17 protein-coding genes are annotated in these 20,354 nt (G+C 60.4%); 7 read left to right on the plus strand and 10 right to left on the minus strand.

What is annotated here, in order from left to right:
- Positions 1–35 precede the first annotated feature (35 nt).
- Positions 36–833, plus strand: coding sequence for a nucleotidyltransferase family protein (locus RAK1035_RS14570; protein WP_008280874.1), 798 nt, complete (start codon positions 36–38; stop codon positions 831–833).
- Positions 834–1,061: 228 nt separating this feature from the next.
- Here the strand turns inward: RAK1035_RS14570 and RAK1035_RS14575 are convergent, their stop codons facing one another.
- The gene (locus RAK1035_RS14575; RefSeq protein WP_112303170.1) at positions 1,062–1,991 is read right to left on the minus strand and encodes a sulfotransferase domain-containing protein; all 930 of its coding nucleotides are present in this window, start codon (positions 1,989–1,991) and stop codon (positions 1,062–1,064) included.
- A 137-nt stretch (positions 1,992–2,128) separates the two neighbouring features.
- Here RAK1035_RS14575 and RAK1035_RS14580 point away from each other — a divergent pair, with 137 nt between their 5' ends.
- Complete coding sequence (locus RAK1035_RS14580; RefSeq protein ID WP_112303098.1) at positions 2,129–3,226, plus strand: mitochondrial fission ELM1 family protein; 1,098 nt, start codon at positions 2,129–2,131, stop codon at positions 3,224–3,226.
- A 12-nt stretch (positions 3,227–3,238) separates the two neighbouring features.
- On the opposite strand, the gene RAK1035_RS14585 is transcribed toward RAK1035_RS14580, so the two are convergent.
- The 7 genes from RAK1035_RS14585 to RAK1035_RS14615 all read right to left on the minus strand — a co-directional run bounded on the left by RAK1035_RS14585 (position 3,239) and on the right by RAK1035_RS14615 (position 11,296).
- On the minus strand, positions 3,239–4,189 hold the full coding sequence (locus RAK1035_RS14585; protein ID WP_008280877.1) for a hypothetical protein: 951 nt from the start codon (positions 4,187–4,189) through the stop codon (positions 3,239–3,241).
- A gap of 188 nt (positions 4,190–4,377) precedes the next feature.
- Positions 4,378–5,325, minus strand: coding sequence for a hypothetical protein (locus RAK1035_RS14590; protein ID WP_008280878.1), 948 nt, complete (start codon positions 5,323–5,325; stop codon positions 4,378–4,380).
- Between the two features lie 74 nt (positions 5,326–5,399).
- On the minus strand, positions 5,400–6,386 hold the full coding sequence (locus tag RAK1035_RS14595; protein WP_112303099.1) for a diacylglycerol/lipid kinase family protein: 987 nt from the start codon (positions 6,384–6,386) through the stop codon (positions 5,400–5,402).
- Between the two features lies 1 nt (position 6,387).
- Positions 6,388–7,539, minus strand: a complete 1,152-nt coding sequence (locus RAK1035_RS14600; protein WP_008280880.1) for a mitochondrial fission ELM1 family protein — start codon at positions 7,537–7,539, stop codon at positions 6,388–6,390.
- Positions 7,536–8,519, minus strand: a complete 984-nt coding sequence (locus RAK1035_RS14605) for a sulfotransferase domain-containing protein (protein ID WP_008280881.1) — start codon at positions 8,517–8,519, stop codon at positions 7,536–7,538. The genes RAK1035_RS14600 and RAK1035_RS14605 overlap by 4 nt, the downstream gene beginning before the upstream one ends.
- A 102-nt stretch (positions 8,520–8,621) precedes the next feature.
- Entirely contained in the window at positions 8,622–10,571 is a 1,950-nt protein-coding gene (locus RAK1035_RS14610; protein ID WP_008280882.1) for an acyltransferase family protein, read from the minus strand.
- A 47-nt stretch (positions 10,572–10,618) separates the two neighbouring features.
- Positions 10,619–11,296 carry a class I SAM-dependent methyltransferase gene (locus RAK1035_RS14615; protein WP_008280883.1) on the minus strand — a complete coding sequence of 226 codons (678 nt, stop codon included), beginning with the start codon at positions 11,294–11,296 and terminating at the stop codon, positions 10,619–10,621.
- Between the two features lie 547 nt (positions 11,297–11,843).
- Here RAK1035_RS14615 and RAK1035_RS20660 point away from each other — a divergent pair.
- Together RAK1035_RS20660 and RAK1035_RS14625 are read left to right on the plus strand one after the other, a co-directional pair.
- Positions 11,844–14,756 (plus strand): calcium-binding protein, encoded by a 2,913-nt coding sequence (locus RAK1035_RS20660; RefSeq protein WP_037297607.1) that lies wholly within the window; start codon positions 11,844–11,846, stop codon positions 14,754–14,756.
- A 149-nt stretch (positions 14,757–14,905) separates the two neighbouring features.
- Positions 14,906–16,636 carry a calcium-binding protein gene (locus RAK1035_RS14625; RefSeq protein ID WP_008280885.1) on the plus strand — a complete coding sequence of 577 codons (1,731 nt, stop codon included), beginning with the start codon at positions 14,906–14,908 and terminating at the stop codon, positions 16,634–16,636.
- A 3-nt stretch (positions 16,637–16,639) separates the two neighbouring features.
- Here RAK1035_RS14625 and RAK1035_RS14630 read toward each other — a convergent pair whose 3' ends face one another.
- Entirely contained in the window at positions 16,640–17,569 is a 930-nt protein-coding gene (locus tag RAK1035_RS14630) for a LysR family transcriptional regulator (protein WP_008280886.1), read from the minus strand.
- 126 nt (positions 17,570–17,695) lie between these two features.
- Between RAK1035_RS14630 and RAK1035_RS14635 the strand changes: the two genes are divergently transcribed.
- The 3 genes from RAK1035_RS14635 to RAK1035_RS14645 are packed head-to-tail and all read left to right on the plus strand — an operon-like array spanning position 17,696 to position 19,383.
- Positions 17,696–18,241, plus strand: a complete 546-nt coding sequence (locus RAK1035_RS14635; RefSeq protein ID WP_008280887.1) for a carboxymuconolactone decarboxylase family protein — start codon at positions 17,696–17,698, stop codon at positions 18,239–18,241.
- 53 nt (positions 18,242–18,294) lie between these two features.
- A complete protein-coding gene (locus RAK1035_RS14640; RefSeq protein ID WP_037297610.1) occupies positions 18,295–18,768 on the plus strand; it encodes a nuclear transport factor 2 family protein in 474 nt (157 codons plus the stop codon).
- 15 nt (positions 18,769–18,783) lie between these two features.
- On the plus strand, positions 18,784–19,383 hold the full coding sequence (locus RAK1035_RS14645; protein ID WP_008280889.1) for a pyridoxamine 5'-phosphate oxidase family protein: 600 nt from the start codon (positions 18,784–18,786) through the stop codon (positions 19,381–19,383).
- Between the two features lie 12 nt (positions 19,384–19,395).
- Here the strand turns inward: RAK1035_RS14645 and RAK1035_RS14650 are convergent, their stop codons facing one another.
- Complete coding sequence (locus tag RAK1035_RS14650; RefSeq protein WP_008280890.1) at positions 19,396–20,352, minus strand: phosphotransferase; 957 nt, start codon at positions 20,350–20,352, stop codon at positions 19,396–19,398.
- Positions 20,353–20,354 lie beyond the last annotated feature (2 nt).

Genomic DNA, 20,354 nt, shown 5'->3' on the forward strand with positions numbered 1-20,354 from the left:
CGAAGGCCAGACCAAGGCACTGAGAAAGTGAGACCGTGACAGATTTTGCTTCCGTAATCCTTGCGGGCGAACGGGATGACCGCGACGCCCTGCGCGACGAAACCGGTGTGGCGTGCAAGGCGTTGCTCGATATCGGCGGCACGCCGATGATCCGCCGCGTGATTGACGCGCTGCGCTCTGCGCAGTCGATTGGCACGATCCATCTTAGTGGCCCGACCGAGGCCTGTGTTCAAAGCGATGCCGGGCTGGCGGGATTGGTGGCACGCAAAGAGGTCGCTTGGGTTGCCTCTGGCCCATCCCCCAGCACCAGCGCGCATCAGATGCTCAGCCGCTTTCCCGCCACTCAGCCGGTCATGATCACGACTGCCGATCATCCGCTTTTGACCGGTGAAATCGTTGATCATTTCTGCCGGGGCGCAGCAAAGAGTGGCTGCGACGTGGTGATTGGTCTGGCCCCCTATGATTTGGTGCGCGCGACCTACCCAGAGCTGAAAAAGACGGTGCTGCGGTTCCGCGACGGTGGCTATTGCGGGTGCAATCTCTTTGGCTTTCTGACCGAGGACGGGCGCCGGGTGGCGGATTTCTGGCGGCAGGTCGAGAAAGACCGCAAAAAGCCGCTGGTGGTGATCCGGCTCTTGGGGCTCTGGTCGCTCTTGAGCTATCGCATGGGCTGGCTCACGCTGGATCGCGCACTTGCACGCCTGTCACGCCGGGTGGGCGTGCGCATCGGTGTGGTCATCCTGCCCTATGCCCATGCCTCGGTCGATGTGGATTCCTTGTCGGATTACGTGCTGGTGCAGCAATATAGCGCCGAGGGGCGCGGCGGGGCGTAGGGGTGATTTCATAGCTCAGGCGTTGGCCCCAACCGTCCCGCGCGGAACAAGGCGCGGCACGCGCCGCCGCGCGGATCGCTGGGCCGTCCCGCGGCCTAGCGATTTTGATAGCGAGCGTATCGCTGACGGGGTGCACTGACTAGGCTGGCATAAAGTGGCAGTCACTTCCGTTGCTTCGCTAGTCCCCGGCCCAGCGACCGCGCGACTCATCGCGAGGGGTCTACCCTCTCACACCTCGTTATACCCAAACACAGGATCGAGCTTGCCCTCGACCAGTCCATCGACCACCGCCACCTCTTCGGGCGTGAAATAATCGCGATAGCCGCCGACCTTGCCGCGCCGCACCTTGAACGAGTCGGGGTTGCTCTCATCCCCCGGCTTGACGCGCTGACCGCTGCCGCGCATGCCCTCATTCGACGCCTCACGCTTTTTCATGTTTTCATAGGCAGCATAGTCTTTGGCCGCCTCTATATGCGCCGGGTCAGGATCAATGCCGGTAAAGCTGACGACCTGTCGCAGCACCTCGGCCGGATCCCTACGTAAATCCTCGTAGCGCACCACCAACACATCCTCGCCCAAGCTGGGCAAGGACCGCGCCCAGGCATTGAACGCCGCGACAATGCGCGGGATGCCGCAATCGGGATTGCGCACAAAGTCATAGATCGCCACCTTGCTGCCATGGGCGGGATAGGCGTTCAGGGCCTTCTTGCGCGGGCGCATGCGATAGCTCCACTGGAAATATTGCGAGACCGCCACATCGCGCGGATCGCGCACCAAGAGCACCAGCTTCTTGCCGCGATACTGGGCCAGATCGTCACCATGGTTGAAATGGTCGCGGATATAATTGTTGTGGCTAAACAGCACCTTGGGCGCGGCTGGGTTCAGAGCGTGGAAATTGTCGAATTCCAGCATATACTCGGTCTCAAGCCCGTAATGCAGCTGATAGAACCGTGACAGCATCACGCGAAACCAAGTGCGCCCACTTTTGCCCCAAGACACCAGCGCCCAATCGGCCTCTCGCAGCTTGGCATTCTCCTGACGCCCGCGCAGGCGGCGTTCCAGCGCGATTTTCTGGCCCTTGGGCAGAAAGAACAGGGCAGAGAGAATGAGGTGACGCGCGGCCACGTCCCGGATCTCGCGATAGGATAAATTGGTCATGTTGGGCATTCTGGTCAGGGATCGGGGTTTCTTGCGGTCCTCATAGAGGGTATCGCTCGGTCTTTGTATGGGTAATTTTGACCCGTGTCGCATCCGGCGTGATTCCGCGCCATCGCGCAACAACAAGGGAGAGGCCTGTGCAGCCCAGCACCACATCGCAAGAGCCAAAGGTCTGGTGTCTCTTGGGGCGCAAAGCGGGCGATAACACGCAGGTCTTGGCCTTGGCCCATGCGCTTGGCTGGCCGATGGAGGAAAAGTCGATCCTCGCGCGTGGTTGGGAACTTGTGCCACATCTCCTGTTGCGGGTCACGCTCTTGGGGATCGACCAACATGCATCCAGCCCACTGACCGCGCCTTGGCCCGATCTGGTGATCAGCGCTGGCCGCCGCAACGAGCCGGTGGCGCGTTGGATCAAGCGGCAATCGGGGGGGCGCACAAAGCTGGTGCATCTGGGCCGCCCTTGGGCACCGGTTGAGAGCTATGATCTGATCGTCAGCACGCCGCAGTATTTCCTGACGCCCGGACCCACGGTCCTGATCAATCCTCTGCCCTTGCACCAATTCACCCGTGCTGGGGTGGATCAAGCCGCGACGGCGGCGACCACGGCACTGGCCCATCTGCCACGCCCCTATACGACTATTCTGATTGGCGGCGACAGTGGGCCGTTTGTCTTTACCCCGGACAAGGGCCGGCTTTTGGCACAAGGGGTGAATCGCCTGATCCGCCAGACCGGCGGCACGGCATTGGTCAGCGGCAGCCCCCGCACCCCGCCCGCTGTGGCCGAGGCGATCAGCGCCGCCCTTGATGTGCCGGCCCAGTGCTATTGGTGGCACAATCGCGACAAGGCCGCGCCCAATCCCTATTCGGCCTATCTCGGCCTTGCGGATCGCTTTGTGGTGACCGGCGAAAGCATGTCGATGCTGGCTGAGGCCGCAAGCCTTGGTCGCCCGCTCTATATCTTTGATCCGGGTGATGCGCCGGGGTCATGGTGGTCGCATGCGCATAACTTGCGTCCAAAACCGCTGAGCCACGCGCTTGCCATGCGATTTGCCCCGCGCCGGATGCGCCGCGATGTGTCGCGCATCCAACAGGCACTGGTGGAGGCGGGGCAGGCCCGCTGGTTAGAGGACGCGCCAGAGTTGATTGCCACAGGCGAGACTTGGGCAAAGAAAATGCGCCCCGACCCATCGGTCGGAGCGCATGTTGCGGCGGAACGTATCCGCGCGCTGTTTTGAACGCCTAAGCGCTTAGGCGGCCTTGGCCAGATTGCCGGTGCTCAGCGGATGCGCCGGTGCGGGCGGCAGGCTGGGCACGCGCGCGATCACGTCCAACGCATCGTGGCGCACGTGGTTGTCTTTCATTTCCTGACGCAGGAACTCTTCCGTCAGCTTGCCTTGCTCGACGCATTCCTTGACCAGACCCCAAAAGAAATTCTCTTGGTTCTTGTCGGGATGCTCTTTGTAGTTGCCCATCAGGCCGTATTCGCCAAAAATCTTGCGGCGCAGGCGCAGCACCCATGCGGCTGGCGGGAACAGGCGGAACCGCTCTGCGGGGCGCCAATCCACCGGCAGGCCGGTTTTCCATGGCTGGGTTTTGCGGCGGGTGGTGTGCAGCATTTTGGTGTCGGTGGTGAACTTGTCGAAATCGTTCCACTCGTTTTCGATGAACTCCAGCGTGGTGGGGTCCTCGTTGCGCAGACCGATCCAGCGGGAATAGTCGTGGTCGCCATCGAACATGGCGTTGAACTGTTCCTCAACCTTCCAATGCTTGAGCTTTGCGCAATCGAGCAGCATCACAGAGCTGGCATAGGCCTTGTCGATCAGGCCCTTGGTGCCAGAACGCATACGCGCCATCACGGCTTTGCCCTTCATGTCGCGGTTCAGCAGTTCCCAGATATCGGCGCAGGCGAATACGTCGGGGTCGATGACCACGGCGCGGCCCTCATAGCCCATCAACTCGGGCGGCATAAAGCGGGTGGGGGTAAAGGATTGCAGATCCTCGTTCAACCAAACCCGCTTCACGCCGTCGCGCATATATTCCTGACCTTCACGGGCAAGGAAGAAGGGGTAATCGCGGCTGTTGACGATATGCACCTCGAATTTGTCATTGTTGGTGGAGTAGCGACGCAGCGCGTGTTCCGCGACGATGGCGCCGACAATCTGCTTGTGGTTCGTCTGGATGAATACAGCGTGTTTCATGATGAGTGATCCGCAACCTCGGTTTTTTGTTCTGAGCGGCTCTATACAGCAGAATTTGCAGAGACGCCATGTCCAGAAACACAATTAAAACTGTCATGTATTGATCTGGATCAGAGAATAGCCCCAATCTTACACGTTTGTAACTGAACCTGATCGCGATACGCGGGTTCTCGCCCATCGCGCCAGCGTTAGCGGAACACACCCCGTCGATAAAGCTGCCGCATAAAGCCCCAGATATGGATCAGGGGGCGGCGGCGCACTTTGTCGGGGATTTCGACCACTTGGCCGGAATGGCGCGAGAGTTTCCACGCAAGGTAATCAAGGCCGCCTTCAAAGGTGAACAGCCCCTTGATGAGCCGCGCCACCGACAGCGCCTTGCCCTGCACCCGGCGCAGCGCCCAGAGGATGGGTGCAAGGCGGCGTGCGCGGGGCGATACGTTGCTGCGATACCTCGGCGCGCCCTCCGCCCCTTGCTCAAGCTGCAAGACATCCGCCATACGCGGCAAGAGCGCCTGCGTCATCGCCGTTAAGAAGCTCCGCCCATGCCCCGCCAACTCTGCCGCGCGGCCCTGCTTTTCGGCACGCAATTCCGTGGCATAGCTCAGCGCCAGCGCGCCTTGCCAGAGCGCCTCGACCGATCCCTCGGGTGGCAAGGCGGGCAGGGCGCGGCGCAAGAGCGTTTCGCCCGCGCGCAAAAATGCGGCGTGAAGGCGCGTTTCCACATCCTGTGATTGACACCAGATTGGTTTGACCGGCTGTGCAAACCGCCCCCAGAGATAGGATTGAAACCAGCCGGGGCCGGTGCCGCGTTCAAACTGCCGCAGACTGAGGACCGCATATTTGCAGCGCACCGTGTCGGAGCCCAGAGGCGCCTCCAAGTAATAGACATTGGGCGGCAAGAGCCGACCGCCCAGCCGCAGCCAGAGGCGGGGTTCGGCCTTGGGCGTGCTCTCGACCAGCACGTAGAAATCCACCAGCCCATCCAGCAGATTGGCGCTGCGCAGGCACGATCCATACAGGATCACCGCCTGCAACCCATCGCCAAAGCGTGCGGTCAACGCCGTCATCAGCGCGCGCAATTCCGCAGAGCTGTCTAAGGTCGGGCCGTCCGGGGTGGGATACTGCGCGCCGGTCATGGATCTGTGCTGCCTTGCATCGGGTGGTGCCCGCCGTTCTATACGCGCTTGAGGCGCGCGCCAACTGCCCGCGCCTATTTGGGGCGCAGGAACCGGATCGGCCCTTCTGCGCCGATCACCAGCGGCACATCGCCCCCGGCTGTGGCAAACAGTTCGCCATCAAGGTTCAATTCGCCGTCAAAGCGCAATTCGATCCGCGCACCACGAAAGCTTTCATAGCCATTCTCTGCGGTGACATGCCGGTTGGGATGCCCGCGCAGCACCGAGGGAAAGGCGCGGGCAAACCGCGCCGCACCACCCCGAATTGCGGTCAGGCCAATAGGGGCCTTTTGCTTGGCCCAGAAGGGCCGGATACCCAGAAACAGCCGCCCCAGCGTGCTGGCCACAAGGATCAGCATCGGGGCTGCGTCGCGGGTCACAGGCGTGGGCGTGCTATCTTCAACCCGCAACGCCACATGGGTCGGCTGATAGAATCTCGGGTCTTGGCGAATAAGACCCCAGACCGAGCGGATCAAGATGATGCCAAGGCTGATCTCGCCGCCCAGCCCGCGCGAATGCACGGTCTTATGGGCAAAGCGCGTGGCCTGCATGATCGCCCCGGTGCCCAGAAACATACCGTGCCGGATATGGCCATCCGCAGCGCCTGTTACCCGCATGATATGGCGCGCGCGAATATCCCCCGAAAGGGGCGCGCCGCGATCAAGCCAGCGAAAAAACCGCTTCAACGCCCGCCTATGCGAAGAGGCGGTGCCAATATCCCCCGCCGTCATATTGGCGGTGCCGCCGGGCAAAAGCACGATCAGCGGCAGGCTCTCCCGCGGCCAATGGCTTAGGATCATGCCCAGAGCGGCGGCAATGGTGCCGTCGCCGCCATTGATCACCACCACATCGGGCCGTAAGGCGGCCAGTTGCGGCACCAGCGCTTCGGCCTCTTGGGGCGAGCGGGTCACGTGATGGGCAACCTGCGGATAGGCCGCGAGCCGCGCCTCGATATGCGCCTGCCATTTCCGGTTATTGCCGCTGGTGGGGTTGCTGATCATGCATATGCGGGTCGTGCTCATGTCAGCGCCCCGACAAGAGCGGATCAATCCGCGCAAGGATACGCGCCACATCGGCATCGGTGGCCGACAGGGCAGGGCGGTCGCCCATTCTGGCATCCTGACCCTCGCCCATCCATGTGGCCAGCCCGCGATCAATCAGGATCTGGTGAAACCGGGGGAAGTGCCGGGTCTGTTGCAGCATCCGCAAATGATAAAGCCCACGCGCCAGTGCGAGGCGCAGCCGCTCTGCCGGCCCTGCATTGCGGCGCGCCTGAAACATCCACGCCGCTGCGCGCCTGCGGGCATCGTCAAGCTTGCCCAAGGGACCAAAGGGTAGGGGCACGATTTCCAGCGCCTTTCCAAGCCGCGCCACCTCAACCAGCATCGAAATACTGTCGCCGGTCACAACAAAGCGGTCTGCCAGTGCCAAAAGGCCGGTATACGGGTTTTCACTGTCGGGTTGGGTCCAGTCAAAGCGTTGCACGCCCTCGGGTAGCCCAGCGGTTACGCGGTCCAGAAACCCTGCGGGTGTGCGGCGCGAGCCGACGATATAGGGCGTGCCGCCCTCGGACAGCACCTGTGCCATCCGTGCGCGCAGCCGCGCCTCCATCTCGGTGTTGTAGATAAAGGGGCTGGTCGGCCCACCGATGAGAAACACCACCAGTGGCCGGGGTAAAGCGCCCAAGCGCTCTTGCCACGCCTTGCGCCCCGCCTCCAACCGTTCGGGGCTGATCTTCATCAAGGGTAGGTCGATCTGCATCACGTTTTCAAAGGGCGCGGGCAGGGTTTCGGCACTGGTCACGATAAGGTCAAACTGCGCCATCTGATGCGAGAACCAGCCCGCAGGCTTGCCCACCAGCACAATCCGCGTGCGCCCGCCTGATTGCTTCTTGATCCAGAGCGCCACATTGGCTGGGCGCCGCCCGCGCGTCAGGATCACATCTGGCCAAGGCGGCTCGATCGGATCGCTCAGGCTCTGGTCAATGTGATAAAGCGTGGGGCCGACGCGCGGTTTGCCCACCACGAATTTCGGCAGCATTTCGAGGTGCCGCAGTTCCGACACCCAGCCGCGTTCCCGCGCCAGCGCTTCGGCGACAATCTCGACTTGCGCATTGTCGCCGCGCTTGTCCCCCAGAACCCGCCAGATGCGGGGCATCGCGTCAGGCTGGCTCATTCCGCCGGTTTGTCCGCGTTTGCCGTGGCTGCATAGCGATAAACCGGATCAAGCCGTGCCTCGACCAGCGCGTCGATCACTGCCACTTGAGCATCGTCGAAATAGTCGCGATACCCGCCCACCTTGGCGCGCCGCGTCTTGTAGCTGTCGGGGTTGCTTTTATCGCCGGGGGCCACGCGCGCGCCACTCAGGCGGAAACTGCTGTCAGCCTCTTTCTTTTTCATATTCTCGAACGAGGCATAATCCACCGCCTCTTGGATGGCGGCGGCATCGGTGGGAATGTCCAGAAACTGCGCCACCTCGGTCAGAACCGAGTGGGGATTGGCGCGCATATCCTCATACCGAATAAGGCAGAGCGCGCGCATCTTGTCCATTTCCCGCGCCCAAAGGTTCATAAAGTCGATGATCTTGGGCAGACCGCCGCCCTCATGCAGGACAAAATCATAGATCGGCGTTTCATCGTCATGGGCCGGGTATTCATTCAGCGCCTTTTTCTCCGATGGCATCCGAAAGCGCCATTGAAAGAATTGCGACACTGCCACATCGCGCGGGTCGCGCATCATCAACAGAACCTTCTTGTCGTAGAAATCCGCCTTGTTGTCGGTGTTTCCGGTGAAATCGCCGATGTAATTGTCATGGGTAAAGAACAGACGCGGCGCGCGCCGGTCCATGTTGTGAAAATTGTCGAACCCGATCAAAATATCCTCGGGCAGGTCATAAACCTGTTGATAGAGCCGGGAAATCATCACCCTCAGCCATGTGCGCCCACTTTTGCCAAAGGATACAACCACCGCATCGGCGCGTTGCAGGCTGGCGAATTGCTCGCGCCCGCGCATGTGGCGTTCGGCGCGGATACGCTCGTCTTGATCTGCGCCTGTCATGTCCATCTTGAGCTTGAGCAGGCGGCGGCTGGCCTTGCGCCAGACAACCTTGCTGGCCTCGGGAAAGGAGGCGCGGAGAAGGCGGAGGGTGTCACGCATGGTCTTGGGCCTTTTCTGCCGGTGTCGCGGGGGGATGTGCCACCATGACCGGTTTTGGGGGTCGCATACCCATTCTACGTCCGATTTGCCATATCAAAAGCATCACTGCGTCAGCGGAGCCTTGCTCAGAACCAGATCCGCGATGGTGGGGCCAAACAGGCGCTCGCCACAGGGACTAAAGTGATCCACATCCCAAAAGGTCAGGCAATCGCCCTGTAACAGCGCGTCAGGCCCGAAATCGAGCGCGTCAAGCAACGACAGGTAACGATACGCAGTCTGCCCCTCGGCCTCGGATTTGAGCCGCGCTTCAAGCCGGTCGAAATGCGCCAAGGCCACGGGATTGAACTGTAGCCGCTCGGTGCTGTAATTTCCGGGATTGCTCAGGTCCACCCGTGCCTCGGCAAAGGGGCCAAGCCAGACCACATCCAGCCCCTCGGGCAGCTTTGCCAGATAGGCCGAGGTCAGGGTCACATTCTCTTCGGCAATCCGTCCCTCGGTGCCCGGCTCAAAGGCTGCATCACTGTCGCCCTCGTTGCGGTGATCAAGGATGTAATGCGAGCCTGAGACGTGAAAGACCACCTGCGCCACCGAGTCGCGATAGGTGGTCAAAAAGGGGATCGCCGCCTCGTAAGAGCATTTGGCCTTGTATTGATAGGGGCGACAGCCGCCACGCGTCAGACCAACCAAAAACGGAAACCGCTCAGTGCTGCGCAGGGCGTTGTAAACATTCTCGGCATGAGAATCCCCAAGGATAAAGATCCCCGGCCCATGCCGCGCGGCGCAGTCTTGCAACCGCGCGCCAAACTCCTCTGTCAGCTCTTCATCGCGGAACCGGCAGCCGTCATCGGCCACGCGCGAGCGGGTCGCGGTCGGGCTATACCTCTCGTAATTGGCGCGGGTGACGGGATCGAGCCGATGCTCAAGGTAATGCGCGCGGAACCCGTCGGTTTCCTGCCCCAAAAGGCCCAGACCGCCCAGAACCACCATACAGGCAGCCGCAGTGCCAAAAAGGCGCAGGGGCGGCAGCGCGTGCATGCGCCGGAACGGTCGCTCGACATAGCGCCAACTCAGGCAGGCCAGCGCAAAGGCCAGCGCGCAGGCGGCCAGCATGAGCCACAGGTCTTCTCGCCCGGTGCCGATGCGCGTGAACACCAGCGCGGGCACATGCCAAAGATAGAGCGAGTAGCTGACCAGCCCGACAAAGACGACCGGACGCCAGCCCAAAACCTGCCCGATCAGGCTCTGCCCTTTGGCAAAGGCGATGACCAATGCCGCGCCCACACAGGGCAAGAGCGCGGCAAGCCCCGGAAACGCGGTTTCGGTGTCATAGGTGAACACAGCCCAGAGAATGAGCGCCAGACCCAACAGCGCGCCATGCCGAAACCGCCCGCCATCGCGCAGGGCGGCCCCCTGCGGCGTGGTCAGCCAATAGGCAATGAGAACGCCTACCAACAATTCCCACAGCCGCGCATAAAGCAGGAAAAAGGCGCGCGCCTCATTGCCCCGTGCAATCTGCCATTGCGCCAGCGCAAGACTGAGGAGTGCCACGGCCATGAAAATGCGGACCTGCCATTTTGCCCCCGCCCGCCATGTGAGCAGCACCGCCATGGGGAAGATCAGGTAGAACTGTTCCTCGACCGACAGGCTCCAATTATGTAAAAGCGGTTTGAACTCTGCCGCCGTCGCAAAATAGCCGCTGACCTCAAGGAAATAGACATTGGCGAAAAACACGGTTGAGGCGGCGATACTGCCGGAAAATTCGGCCATCGCCGAAGGGTCCAGCAGCGCCCAGGCGATGGGATAGCTAACCGCCATCATCACAAAAAGCGCCGGAAAAATGCGCCTGATACGGCGGCCATAAAATCCGGTGAGCGTAAAGTTGCCCGCGGCACGCTCGCTCAGGATAATCGATGTGATCAGATAGCCGGAGATCACAAAGAACACATCGACGCCGACAAACCCGCCGGGAAACCACGTAACGCCCGCGTGATAAAATACGACCGGCAAGATCGCTATCGCACGCAAACCGTCGATTTCGGGGCGATACTTCATGATGAACGCACTCGGCACACGTCGGGCTTTTCAGTCACTGGCGCGGATCAGGCCATCCGCTCGACGGTCTGGTATTCTTTCTTGCGGTTCTTGGCGAAGCCGAATTTCTTCTTGCGCCCCGTCGCGGTCGAGGTGATCAGCCGGTAAGAGACATCCGTATGCCGCATGGCGATCCCGTGAAACAGACCGGCCCACCATTCGGGGGATTTGACCGTGCAATGCACATTCTGCCCATTGGGTAGCACCTTGACCGCCGGATAGCAGGCGACATTGGCGTAAAGAAACTTGCGCGCATAGCCAAACATTTCTTCGACGATCCACGGCACATCGGGCGTGGTGATATGTTCCAGCACATCGGTGCAGATCACCCCATCATACTGCCGGTCGGGCAATTCCTTGAACGGTTCATGACCCGGGTCATAGCAGCGGATATCGGTCACGCCCCAATAGTCCTGAATGCTGGGCACCGTCAGCTCTTTGGTCAGCGCCACATCGCGCAGGTCATATCCAACAGCCTTGCCCGCGCCGTAATCCAGAATATCCGCCGCGCCGGTTCGGTCGATCATCTCTTTGATGCCGGGCGCGTGGCGGATCAACATTTTACCGGGAAAGGTCTGGGTGCCGGATTTTCCAGCCGCCGCTTCGCCCTCTTCGTGCAGCCTCTCATACATGGCGACCATGTCGAGATACTCGGGGCTGGGATTGCCGCGTCCGTAAGAGGTCATGCTGTCTGTCCGTTCTTGCAAAAGGAGGGTTCGTCGAGATTTTGACGCTCTCTTAATCGCTACGGCGCGACGTTTCGACATTAAAATTGTCGCGGGGGCGTCAAAAGTAGTGGGGCCGCGTGTTTTTTTGCAAAGTTTCGTCTGGTTTTTCTACGCTTCTCAATCATTCGCCATAATTCATCTATCAGGAATATACCTTAAGCAAAATTTCAGCTGCGCGAGGGGCTTTGATTAAATCTGAGGAAAACCAAAGGCTTGCATGCTGCTTGACACTTGTTAGAACCCTCCACGCCTTCCCCGTTCCGGAAATGCTGCGTCTTTATGCGCTGAATTGCGCCGCCGAGAGCTCTCATCGGAAGTAAAAGATACATAATAAATGTCTCTTATTGGCTGATCCAGCCCGCACATTTGGAACGATTTTTGCAGCAATTGTTGAGGATCCACCCCATAAGGATAGGTTCCCGAAAAGAGAAATATAAACTACCGGTTGTATTCATTGTTGTGTGTCATTGGTAATCCGGTGTTTTAGACCGTTGAGGATGATTGAATGATACGAGTTGTAGATCAAACGGACCGGAATTCGGGCACCACGGTCACGCCCGAAATGTTCGGCACCAACCTCACAATCACCACCAATATTTCCTTGCGGGACAAGGTGATCGACCGGTTCACAGAGGCGAATATCACCAATTTGCGGTTCCCCGGTGGCTCGATCACCGAAAGCCATTTTGACATTTCCGACATTGCAGGCGGCAGCCACGAGCGCACGGTGGGATCGTTCGAGAATAGCGGCGCGCTTGACCTGATCGCCTTTTCCGATTTTCTCGATTTCACCGCCACGCTTGGCACCAGCACAACCTTTGTTATTCCCACCTCGGTGGGTTTCACACAAACCGCAGGCGAGGCGCTGTTGGCGGGCACCTATGGCGGCCGGCTTGTGTCCGCGAGCTATCTTCAGGATGTGGCCGATTTCGTCACGATGGCGGTGCAAAGTGCGGCGGCGGCAGGTGTGCGGATCGACGCCTTTGAGATTGGCAATGAATTCTGGGGCTCGGGGCGTATGACCGCGCATGAATACGGCAGTTTGGCCGCTGCCGTGGCCCAAACGGTTGAGACAACGTTGTTCGATCTGGACCTTGTTCGCGCAAAGCAACCTGACATCGTGGTGCAAACCCTCAGTGCTGCGGGCGTCTATTCGCCAAATGGCGGCGGCGTGCTGTATGTCGATCCCCTCACACGGTTTGTGTATCAGCCAACCCAGATTGGTGATGCGGGCGTGCCGCCGCTCACACAGCTCACGCAGGTTGCCGTGCCCTCGCAAGGGAACGCCAAAACCCAGAACACCGTGATCCTTTCGGCTTTCGCGCAAGAGTCGATGTTGGTGCAGGCCGCAAATGGCGGAATTTTCTCGATCGACGTGTCTGATGCAGCCAACGCAATCGATGCCATCAGCGAGCACTATTACCTCGATGGTGGTTTGGGGGCCGTCGATACGCAGGAACAATTCGGCTTTACCCAGCTTGAATTCTGGCGGGTGAATCTGGGCAACCGCAGCGCGGCCTTGCCGGAACTCGATTACTACATCACCGAATGGAACGTAAGCCGCACAGGCGACGTGAACGAGGCAAACAATCGCGGCCTGCAACACGCAATCCTTGATGTCGCCATGTTCTACGAGATGGTAACGCGTGACGTGACCACCGCGCATTACTGGCCCTCGCTCTTCAACAACAGCCGCTCCGTCACGCTGGTCTGCACTTGTCGCGGGCATCTCACCATCGCAGGAGAATCGTATTCCCTCTTGCACAAAGCCGTTGGTATGACCCCGGTTCTGGATTTTCTCGAAGCGGATAACATCACGATCCACGGGTTCGAGAACGGCCCAGAGTCGTTCTTCATCCTGGCTGATCTAAGCGGCACAGCCACAGACAAGACGCTTGATTTCAGTGCCGTGCTCGATCCCTCCGCGACGCTCTATCGCGTGTCCTATAGCGAGCTATGGGATGGCGGGGCCGGGGGACAGGACGAAGAAGCCGCACAGGTCGTGCTGGAAACTGAGTTTGTCGATCTGATTTCCGCCGAGGATCTGGAATCCTTTCTTGTGACCATGCAGGCTTGGTCCCTGGTCTATCTGCATCTTGAGGCGGTCACCGATGGTGTCGCGGCCAAACCCGGACAGGCGAGCCGGACCGTGACTGTCACCGTGGGTGATGACCCGCTCAGCCTTGGCGATGTGCCGGGCGAAGAGGATCATCATACCAATGTCAAAGGGCCACGGTTCATTCTCAACGGCGGCGCGGGTGACGACACGCTCAATGGCGGGGCTGGCGATGACCGCCTCATCGGCGGCTTGGGCGATGACCTGATGCTTGGCGGTATCGGGGATGACGTGGCCGTTTTTGAAGGTGTCACCTTTGATACGGTGGCATTCAGCCTGACGCCCGGTGGGCTGCGCGTCGTCTCTGCGCTTGGGATTGACGACCTGACAGATGTCGAATGGATGGAATTCGCGGATCAGACAGTGTCTGTGGCTGAGGTGCGCGTCGCGATGCTCGGGTTTCCGGGCGATTTCGTTATGGCGGGTGACGCGGGCGAAATGCTGTTCGGCACAGACTCGGACGATACTCTGATCGGCGGCGACGGCGATGATATAATTTCGGGGGGCTTGGGCAATGACAGTCTCGATGGCGGCGCAGGCAATGACAGGATTTCCGCCTCTGATGGCAATGATTTCATACTAGGTGGCCCCGGAAACGATGATATCGGCGGTGGTCCGGGCAATGACACCATCAACGGCGGCGAGGGCGATGACATTATTGGCGGCGGCTTTGGGGCGGATAGCATCTTGGGCGGCGACGGCAATGACGTGGTCGCAGGAGGTGCCGACAATGACACGCTCTCGGGCGGCGCAGGCAATGACAGCATATCGGGCAGCTTTGGCAGTGATCTGATCTTTGGCAATGATGGCGCGGATGACATCGGCGGCGGCACCGGTCAGGACACCATCAACGCAGGTGCCGGCGATGACAGCGTGGGCGGCGGCGAGGGCAATGACAGCATCCTTGGCGAAGACGGCAACGATTTTCTCGCCGGGGGCGGTCGCGATGACACGATCAACGGCGGCACTGGCGATGACACGATCAACGGCGGCTCGGGCAGTGATCGCATGAGCGGCGGTGCAGGCACGGATCAATTCGTGTTCTCGTCCTTTTTCGATGGCGAGGTGGATGTGATCACCGATTTCGAAGATGGGGTGGACAGCTTTTTCATCCGCCGGTTTGATCCCGACACCGGGTTTGAGAATATCACCAACGGCGGCAATGGTCTTGTCGGCTTCCTTGCGGCGCTGAGCATCACCGACACCGCAGCGGGCGCAGAGATGAACGTCAATGGCAACACGATCCTTGTCGAAGGCATCACCGCCGCACAGCTGACGCTTGAGGATTTCCAGTTTCTTTAATGGTTCTCGCGCTAAGCCACTGCATCAGAGCGCCCAAGGGCGCTCTTTTGGTATCAACAACATTGGCCCACGCAAGGGCATAGATTTCATAGCTTGAAACTGGCGGCATTCGGTTTTACCGAACGCGTAAAGCGTTGGTGGGTGAGGTCATGAATCTTTTTACGGTTAACGGTTTTGCGGCGCGTATTGATGGCATCTTTGTACTCCCGAATGGCACACTCTCGGTCCTGGCTGGGAATTTCCGAACTGTGTCGCTGGAACTCTCCGTGCCAGCCGATCAATTCTCTTATCGCTTGGCAGAGCCCGCCACCGCCGGAGAGATTCCAGACGTCATCATCAACAACCTCAGCGAGTTTCAGATCGCGCGCCTTGATGGCATTGACCTCAGACTGGATGATAACGCGATTGGTCTGGCGTCTTTAGGGGTGCTTACAGCTACATCCGGCTCTGCTGTCATGCTGTCGTTTTTTAATGTCCGGACCAATGACAATTATTTCTTCCAGTTAGGCACCTCCTCTGTTCCGCAACCCAATGATCTTGAGTCTTTCAGGCAATTTGTCTCCTCCATCCGTGGCGGCAACCCTGTGACCCAAGGGCCATTCGCCCCAAATCAGCCGATTGCAATCAGTGCCTTCGCCAACACAACGGTGTCAGAGCTGTCAGACGACGAGCTTGTGATTGGCACCAACGGTCAAGACCTTCTCACAGGCGACGAAGGGCAGGATACCTTGCTGGGGCTTGACGGCAATGACGTGCTAAACGGCGGCGAGGGCGATGACCTGCTGGACGGCGGCGAAGGTTTCGATACGGCCACTTATAACATTGGCTCGCCGAGCGAGTTTCAGATCACTCTGACTGAGACCGGCTTGCGCCTTGCCTCGCCCTCTGAAGGCGTGGATGATCTGATCAACATCGAGCAGGTCGAATTTGCGGGGCAATCCGTTCTGGTGAGCGACCTGATCGAGGAAATCGTCGGGCGTCCGGGCGTGTTTCTTGTGGCGGCAGAGGGGGGTGATACCCTGATTGGTACCGATGACAACGATACCTTGATCGGGGAACAGGGCCATGACGGGCTCGCGGGCGGGCCCGGCAACGACACGCTCGAAGGCAACGGCGGCAACGATTCCATTTCCGGCTCGGATGGCAATGATCTGATTTCCGGCGGTGCTGACAACGACAGCATCGGCGGGGGTCAGGGCGATGACACTATCGACGGCGGCAGTGGTGACGACATCATCGGCGGCGGCTTTGGTGCGGATAGCATCACGGGCGGCGCGGGCAATGACGTGGTTGCCGGTGGTGCCGATAGTGACACGCTTCAGGGTGGCGAGGGCAACGACAGCATGTCGGGCAGCTTCGGCAATGACAGCATTGATGGCGGTGAGGGCGCGGATGATATCGGCGGCGGCACCGGTCGGGACACCATCAACGCAGGCGCGGGCGATGACCGGGTTGGCGGCGGCGAGGGCAATGACAGCATCTTTGGCGGCGACGGCAATGACTTCCTTGCTGGCGGCGGGCGTAACGATGTGATCGACGGCGGCGCGGGCAATGACACGATCAACGCAGGGGCGGGCAACGATGTGATCACTGGCGGTGCGGATGCCGATCTTTTCGTGTTCAGCGCCTTTTTCGACGGCGAGTCGGATGCGATCACCGATTTCGAGGATGGTTCAGATATCTTCCTGATCCGCCGCTTCGATCCCGATACCGGCGTTGAGAACATCAACAACGGTGGCAACGGTCTGGCGGGCTTTCTGGCAGCGATGAAGATCGTCGATTGGGCGGGCGGCGCGCAGATGACGGTGAATGGCAACACCATCCTCGTTGAGGGGGTCACTGCTGCGCAATTGACGGTGGACGATTTCCAGTTCCTGTGATCGTCAGAGCGCCTTTGGCACGGCCACACCTTCGGCCAGATCCGCAAGCGCAGATTTGAGACGGGGACCGGCGAAATCCAGAAAGGCGCGCAGCTTGGGGGCCATCAGCCGCGCCTCGGGATACACGAGATTAACGGGTTGCGGCGGCAGAGTATGGGCCTGTAACACCGGCACCAGACGCCCCGCCCGAATGTGGCCTGCCACCATATAGGACAGGGTGGGCGTGATGCCCTGACCCAATATTGCCGCGTCGATGGCGGCCACCGCGTCGTTGATTTCGAGACGCGGGGCAAGTGCCACGCTGGCACTGCGCTGCCCGCTGCGATGCCGCCACTCGCGGTTGGGCATCAGCCCGGTAAAGGCGATCACCGCATGGTGGCGCAGGTCCGCAGGGGCAGCGGGCGTGCCGTGTTGCGCCAGATACTCGGGGCTTGCCACCAGAATGCGATGCACCGTACCCAACCGTTTGGCAATCAGCCGGGACTCGGGCAACTCCCCGATGCGAATGGCCAGATCCACGCCTTCCTCGACCAGATTGACCACCCGGTCGAGCAAGAGCACCGAGACCGACACACGCGGATGCGCCACCAAAAAGCTGCCAACCATCGGCCCAAGGGCGGAACGGCCAAACGTCACCGACGCGGTGACCGTCAAATGCCCCTGCGGCGCGGTTGTCTCTCCCATCGCCTCACGCTCTGCGGTGTCAAGATCACCAAGCACGCGCCGCGCGGCACCCAAGAACCGCTCGCCAACATCGGTGATGGTCAGACTGCGCGTGGTACGCTGAAAGACGCGCGCGCCCAACCGATCCTCAAGCGCGGCAATCGCCCGCGTCACCGCAGGCGGCGACAGGTGCAGGCGCCGTGCCGCACCCGCAAAGCTGCCGGCCTCTGCCACAGCGATGAACACCTCAATCTCGTGCAAACGGTTCATCAATTATTCCTTTCAACGGAATAAACCATTCCACATTTCGTCTATTCTTTCAAATACCATTCTGCTCCACCTTATGCCCAAGCGCGGCGCATTGCCTGCGCGCTCTCAATGTAAGGACAAAAAGACATGGCCCGTATTTCTGTTATCGACCCGAAAACCGCCACAGGCGAGGCCAAGGCGCTGCTGGATGCCGTGCAATCGGCGCTTGGTATGGTGCCCAATTTCATCCGCGTTCTGGCCAATAGCCCCGCGGCGCTTCAGGCGTTCCTTGGGCTGCATGGCATTGCCGGGGCAGGGGCGCTTGACCCATTGACGCGCGAACGCATCGCGCTTGCGGTGGCCGAACAGAACAGCTGCCAGTATTGCGTGTCTGCCCATACCGCGATTGGCCGCAAGGTGGGGCTGGACAGTGACGAAATCCTTGCCAACCGTGCGGGCCGTTCCGCCGATGCCAAGGCCGAGGCGGCGCTGACCTTTGCCCGTACGCTGGTCGAACATGCAGGTGAAGTGAGCCAAGCAGAGTTTGCCGCCCTGCGCACCGCTGGTCATTCCGACGCTGAGATCGTCGAAATCATTACCCATGTTGCCATGAATATCTTTACCAATATCCTGGGCAAGGCCACACAGGTCGAGATCGACTTTCCCAAGGTCACGTTGAACACCGCCGCTTGAGCACAGATCGGCACAGCGCCGCCCAGCGCTGTGCCCCCAACCAAGGATCGCCAATGACCCAAGACGCTCGTCCCCCGCTTCCTCCCTTTACCCACGAGACCGCAACCCAAAAAGTGCGCATGGCCGAAGACGGCTGGAACGGGCGCGACCCCGCGCGCGTGGCGCTGGCCTATACGCCCGATAGCCGTTGGCGCAACCGCGCCGAATTTCCAGTTGGCCGCGAGGAAATCACGGCCTTTCTTATCCGCAAATGGGCTCGCGAGTTGGAGTATCGGTTGATCAAGGAACTTTGGGCCTTTGCCGAGAACCGTATCGCCGTGCGCTTTGCCTATGAATGGCGCGATGATGCCGGAAATTGGTATCGCAGCCATGGCAACGAAAACTGGGAGTTTGACGAAAAGGGCCTCATGCGCCTGCGCTTTGCCAGCATCAATGACCAGCCCATCAAAGAATCTGAGCGCAAGTTCCATTGGCCACAAGGGCCGCGCCCCGCTGATCACCCCGGCCTTTCCGATCTTGGCCTATAACCCTCAGAGGATGTCATGCCCCATCATTTTGCGAATATCGCCTTCACCCCAACGGTGACACGGCTGCAAGAGGAGCAGGGCAGCCGCGCCTCCTATGCCCGGATGCAGGCTGCGGACGGTCCGGTGAACCTATATTTGAGCGAAGTCGAAGCCGAATTCATCGCGGCCCGCGACTCTGTCTATATGGCCACGGTCACCGAAACCGGCTGGCCCTATATCCAGCATCGCGGCGGGCCTATGGGCTTTCTTCGCGTGCTGGACGATCGCACCCTTGGCTTTGCCGATTTTCGCGGCAATCGCCAGTATATCAGCCTTGGCAACCTCAGCACCGATGACCGCGTGTCGCTGTTTTTGATGGACTATCCAAACCGCCGCCGGCTCAAGATTCTTGGGCGCGCGCGGGCTGTGGGGCTTGAAGATACGGCAACACTGGCGCGGCTGGACCTGCCCGATTACCGCGCCCGCATCGAGCGCGGGTTCTTGATCACCGTCGAAGGGTTTGACTGGAACTGCCCCCAGCACATTACCCCACGCTTCAGCATGGAGCAGATCGACGGCGTGACAGCCCCGCTCTTGTCGCGGATCGCAACGCTTGAGGCGGCGCTTGGCCTCTAGACCTGAGCGCGCTCACAGCGCGGCAAGGTCATCCAGCAAGAGGCCATACAACTCTTCCGCGCGCTTGATCCGACTGTGTTTGAGCGCGCGGGTCTCGACCCGAATAAGCGCCTCGATGCCGATAAAGAACGGCAGCCAAAGGTTGCGCTCGATCTCGGTCAGCGCGAAGACCTCGGCAAAAACCTCGAGCCCCTCGGCATCAACCCCCAGATACCGCCGCCCCGACGGGATCATGCCACGTCGCCCCATATGCACCAGAAAGCGGGCGATATCCTTGCAGACGGGCAACCGGCCAGAGCCGCCGGTGTCGATCCCTGTCAGGCGATCCTCTCCCAGAATAAGGTTGTTGGGATGAAAATCACCATGGCTGATCGCGACGCGCCATTCAGCCCCGTCTAGCGCGGTCGCCATCTCTGTCAGATGCGCGAGAATGCCACTCTCGATGCGGCGTAATCGCCCAAACGGTTGCGTGGCAGCGGCCCGCGCGGCCCGCGCGAGCCAGCCCTTGGCATTGCCCGGCTTCCACCCCTCGCTGATCTCGACATAGTCCCGCAACCATTCGGCAGCGGGGCGCAGATGTTGCGCTCGGCTGCCCACATCCGCCTGCCAGAGATGTTCCAACAGCGCCTCACCGGGCGCGCGTTCCATCACCAAAATCCGCGCATCCGGCAGGTAGCAAATGGGTTCGGCGACACGGTAACGCCCGCTCTGCATATGCGGCCAGATGCGCTGCAACTCCGCCCATTCCTTGGCCAAGGCCTCGGCACCGCGTTCTTCAACCAACCGCGCCACCACCGCGCGCCCATCAAGACGCCCGGCCAGAACCGCGCGCTTGCCCGGTACAATGCGCAGCACCTCTGAGATGTCCAACCCTGTAAGGTCCGGATGCGCCGTCACCAATGCCCGCAGGCGGGCATCCAAACGGGCCAACGCATCAAGGTCGGACAGGGGGAGGACAGGCTCTGACATGG

Source organism: Roseovarius sp. AK1035 (genome assembly GCF_003288315.1).
Taxonomy (GTDB): domain Bacteria; phylum Pseudomonadota; class Alphaproteobacteria; order Rhodobacterales; family Rhodobacteraceae; genus Roseovarius; species Roseovarius mucosus_A.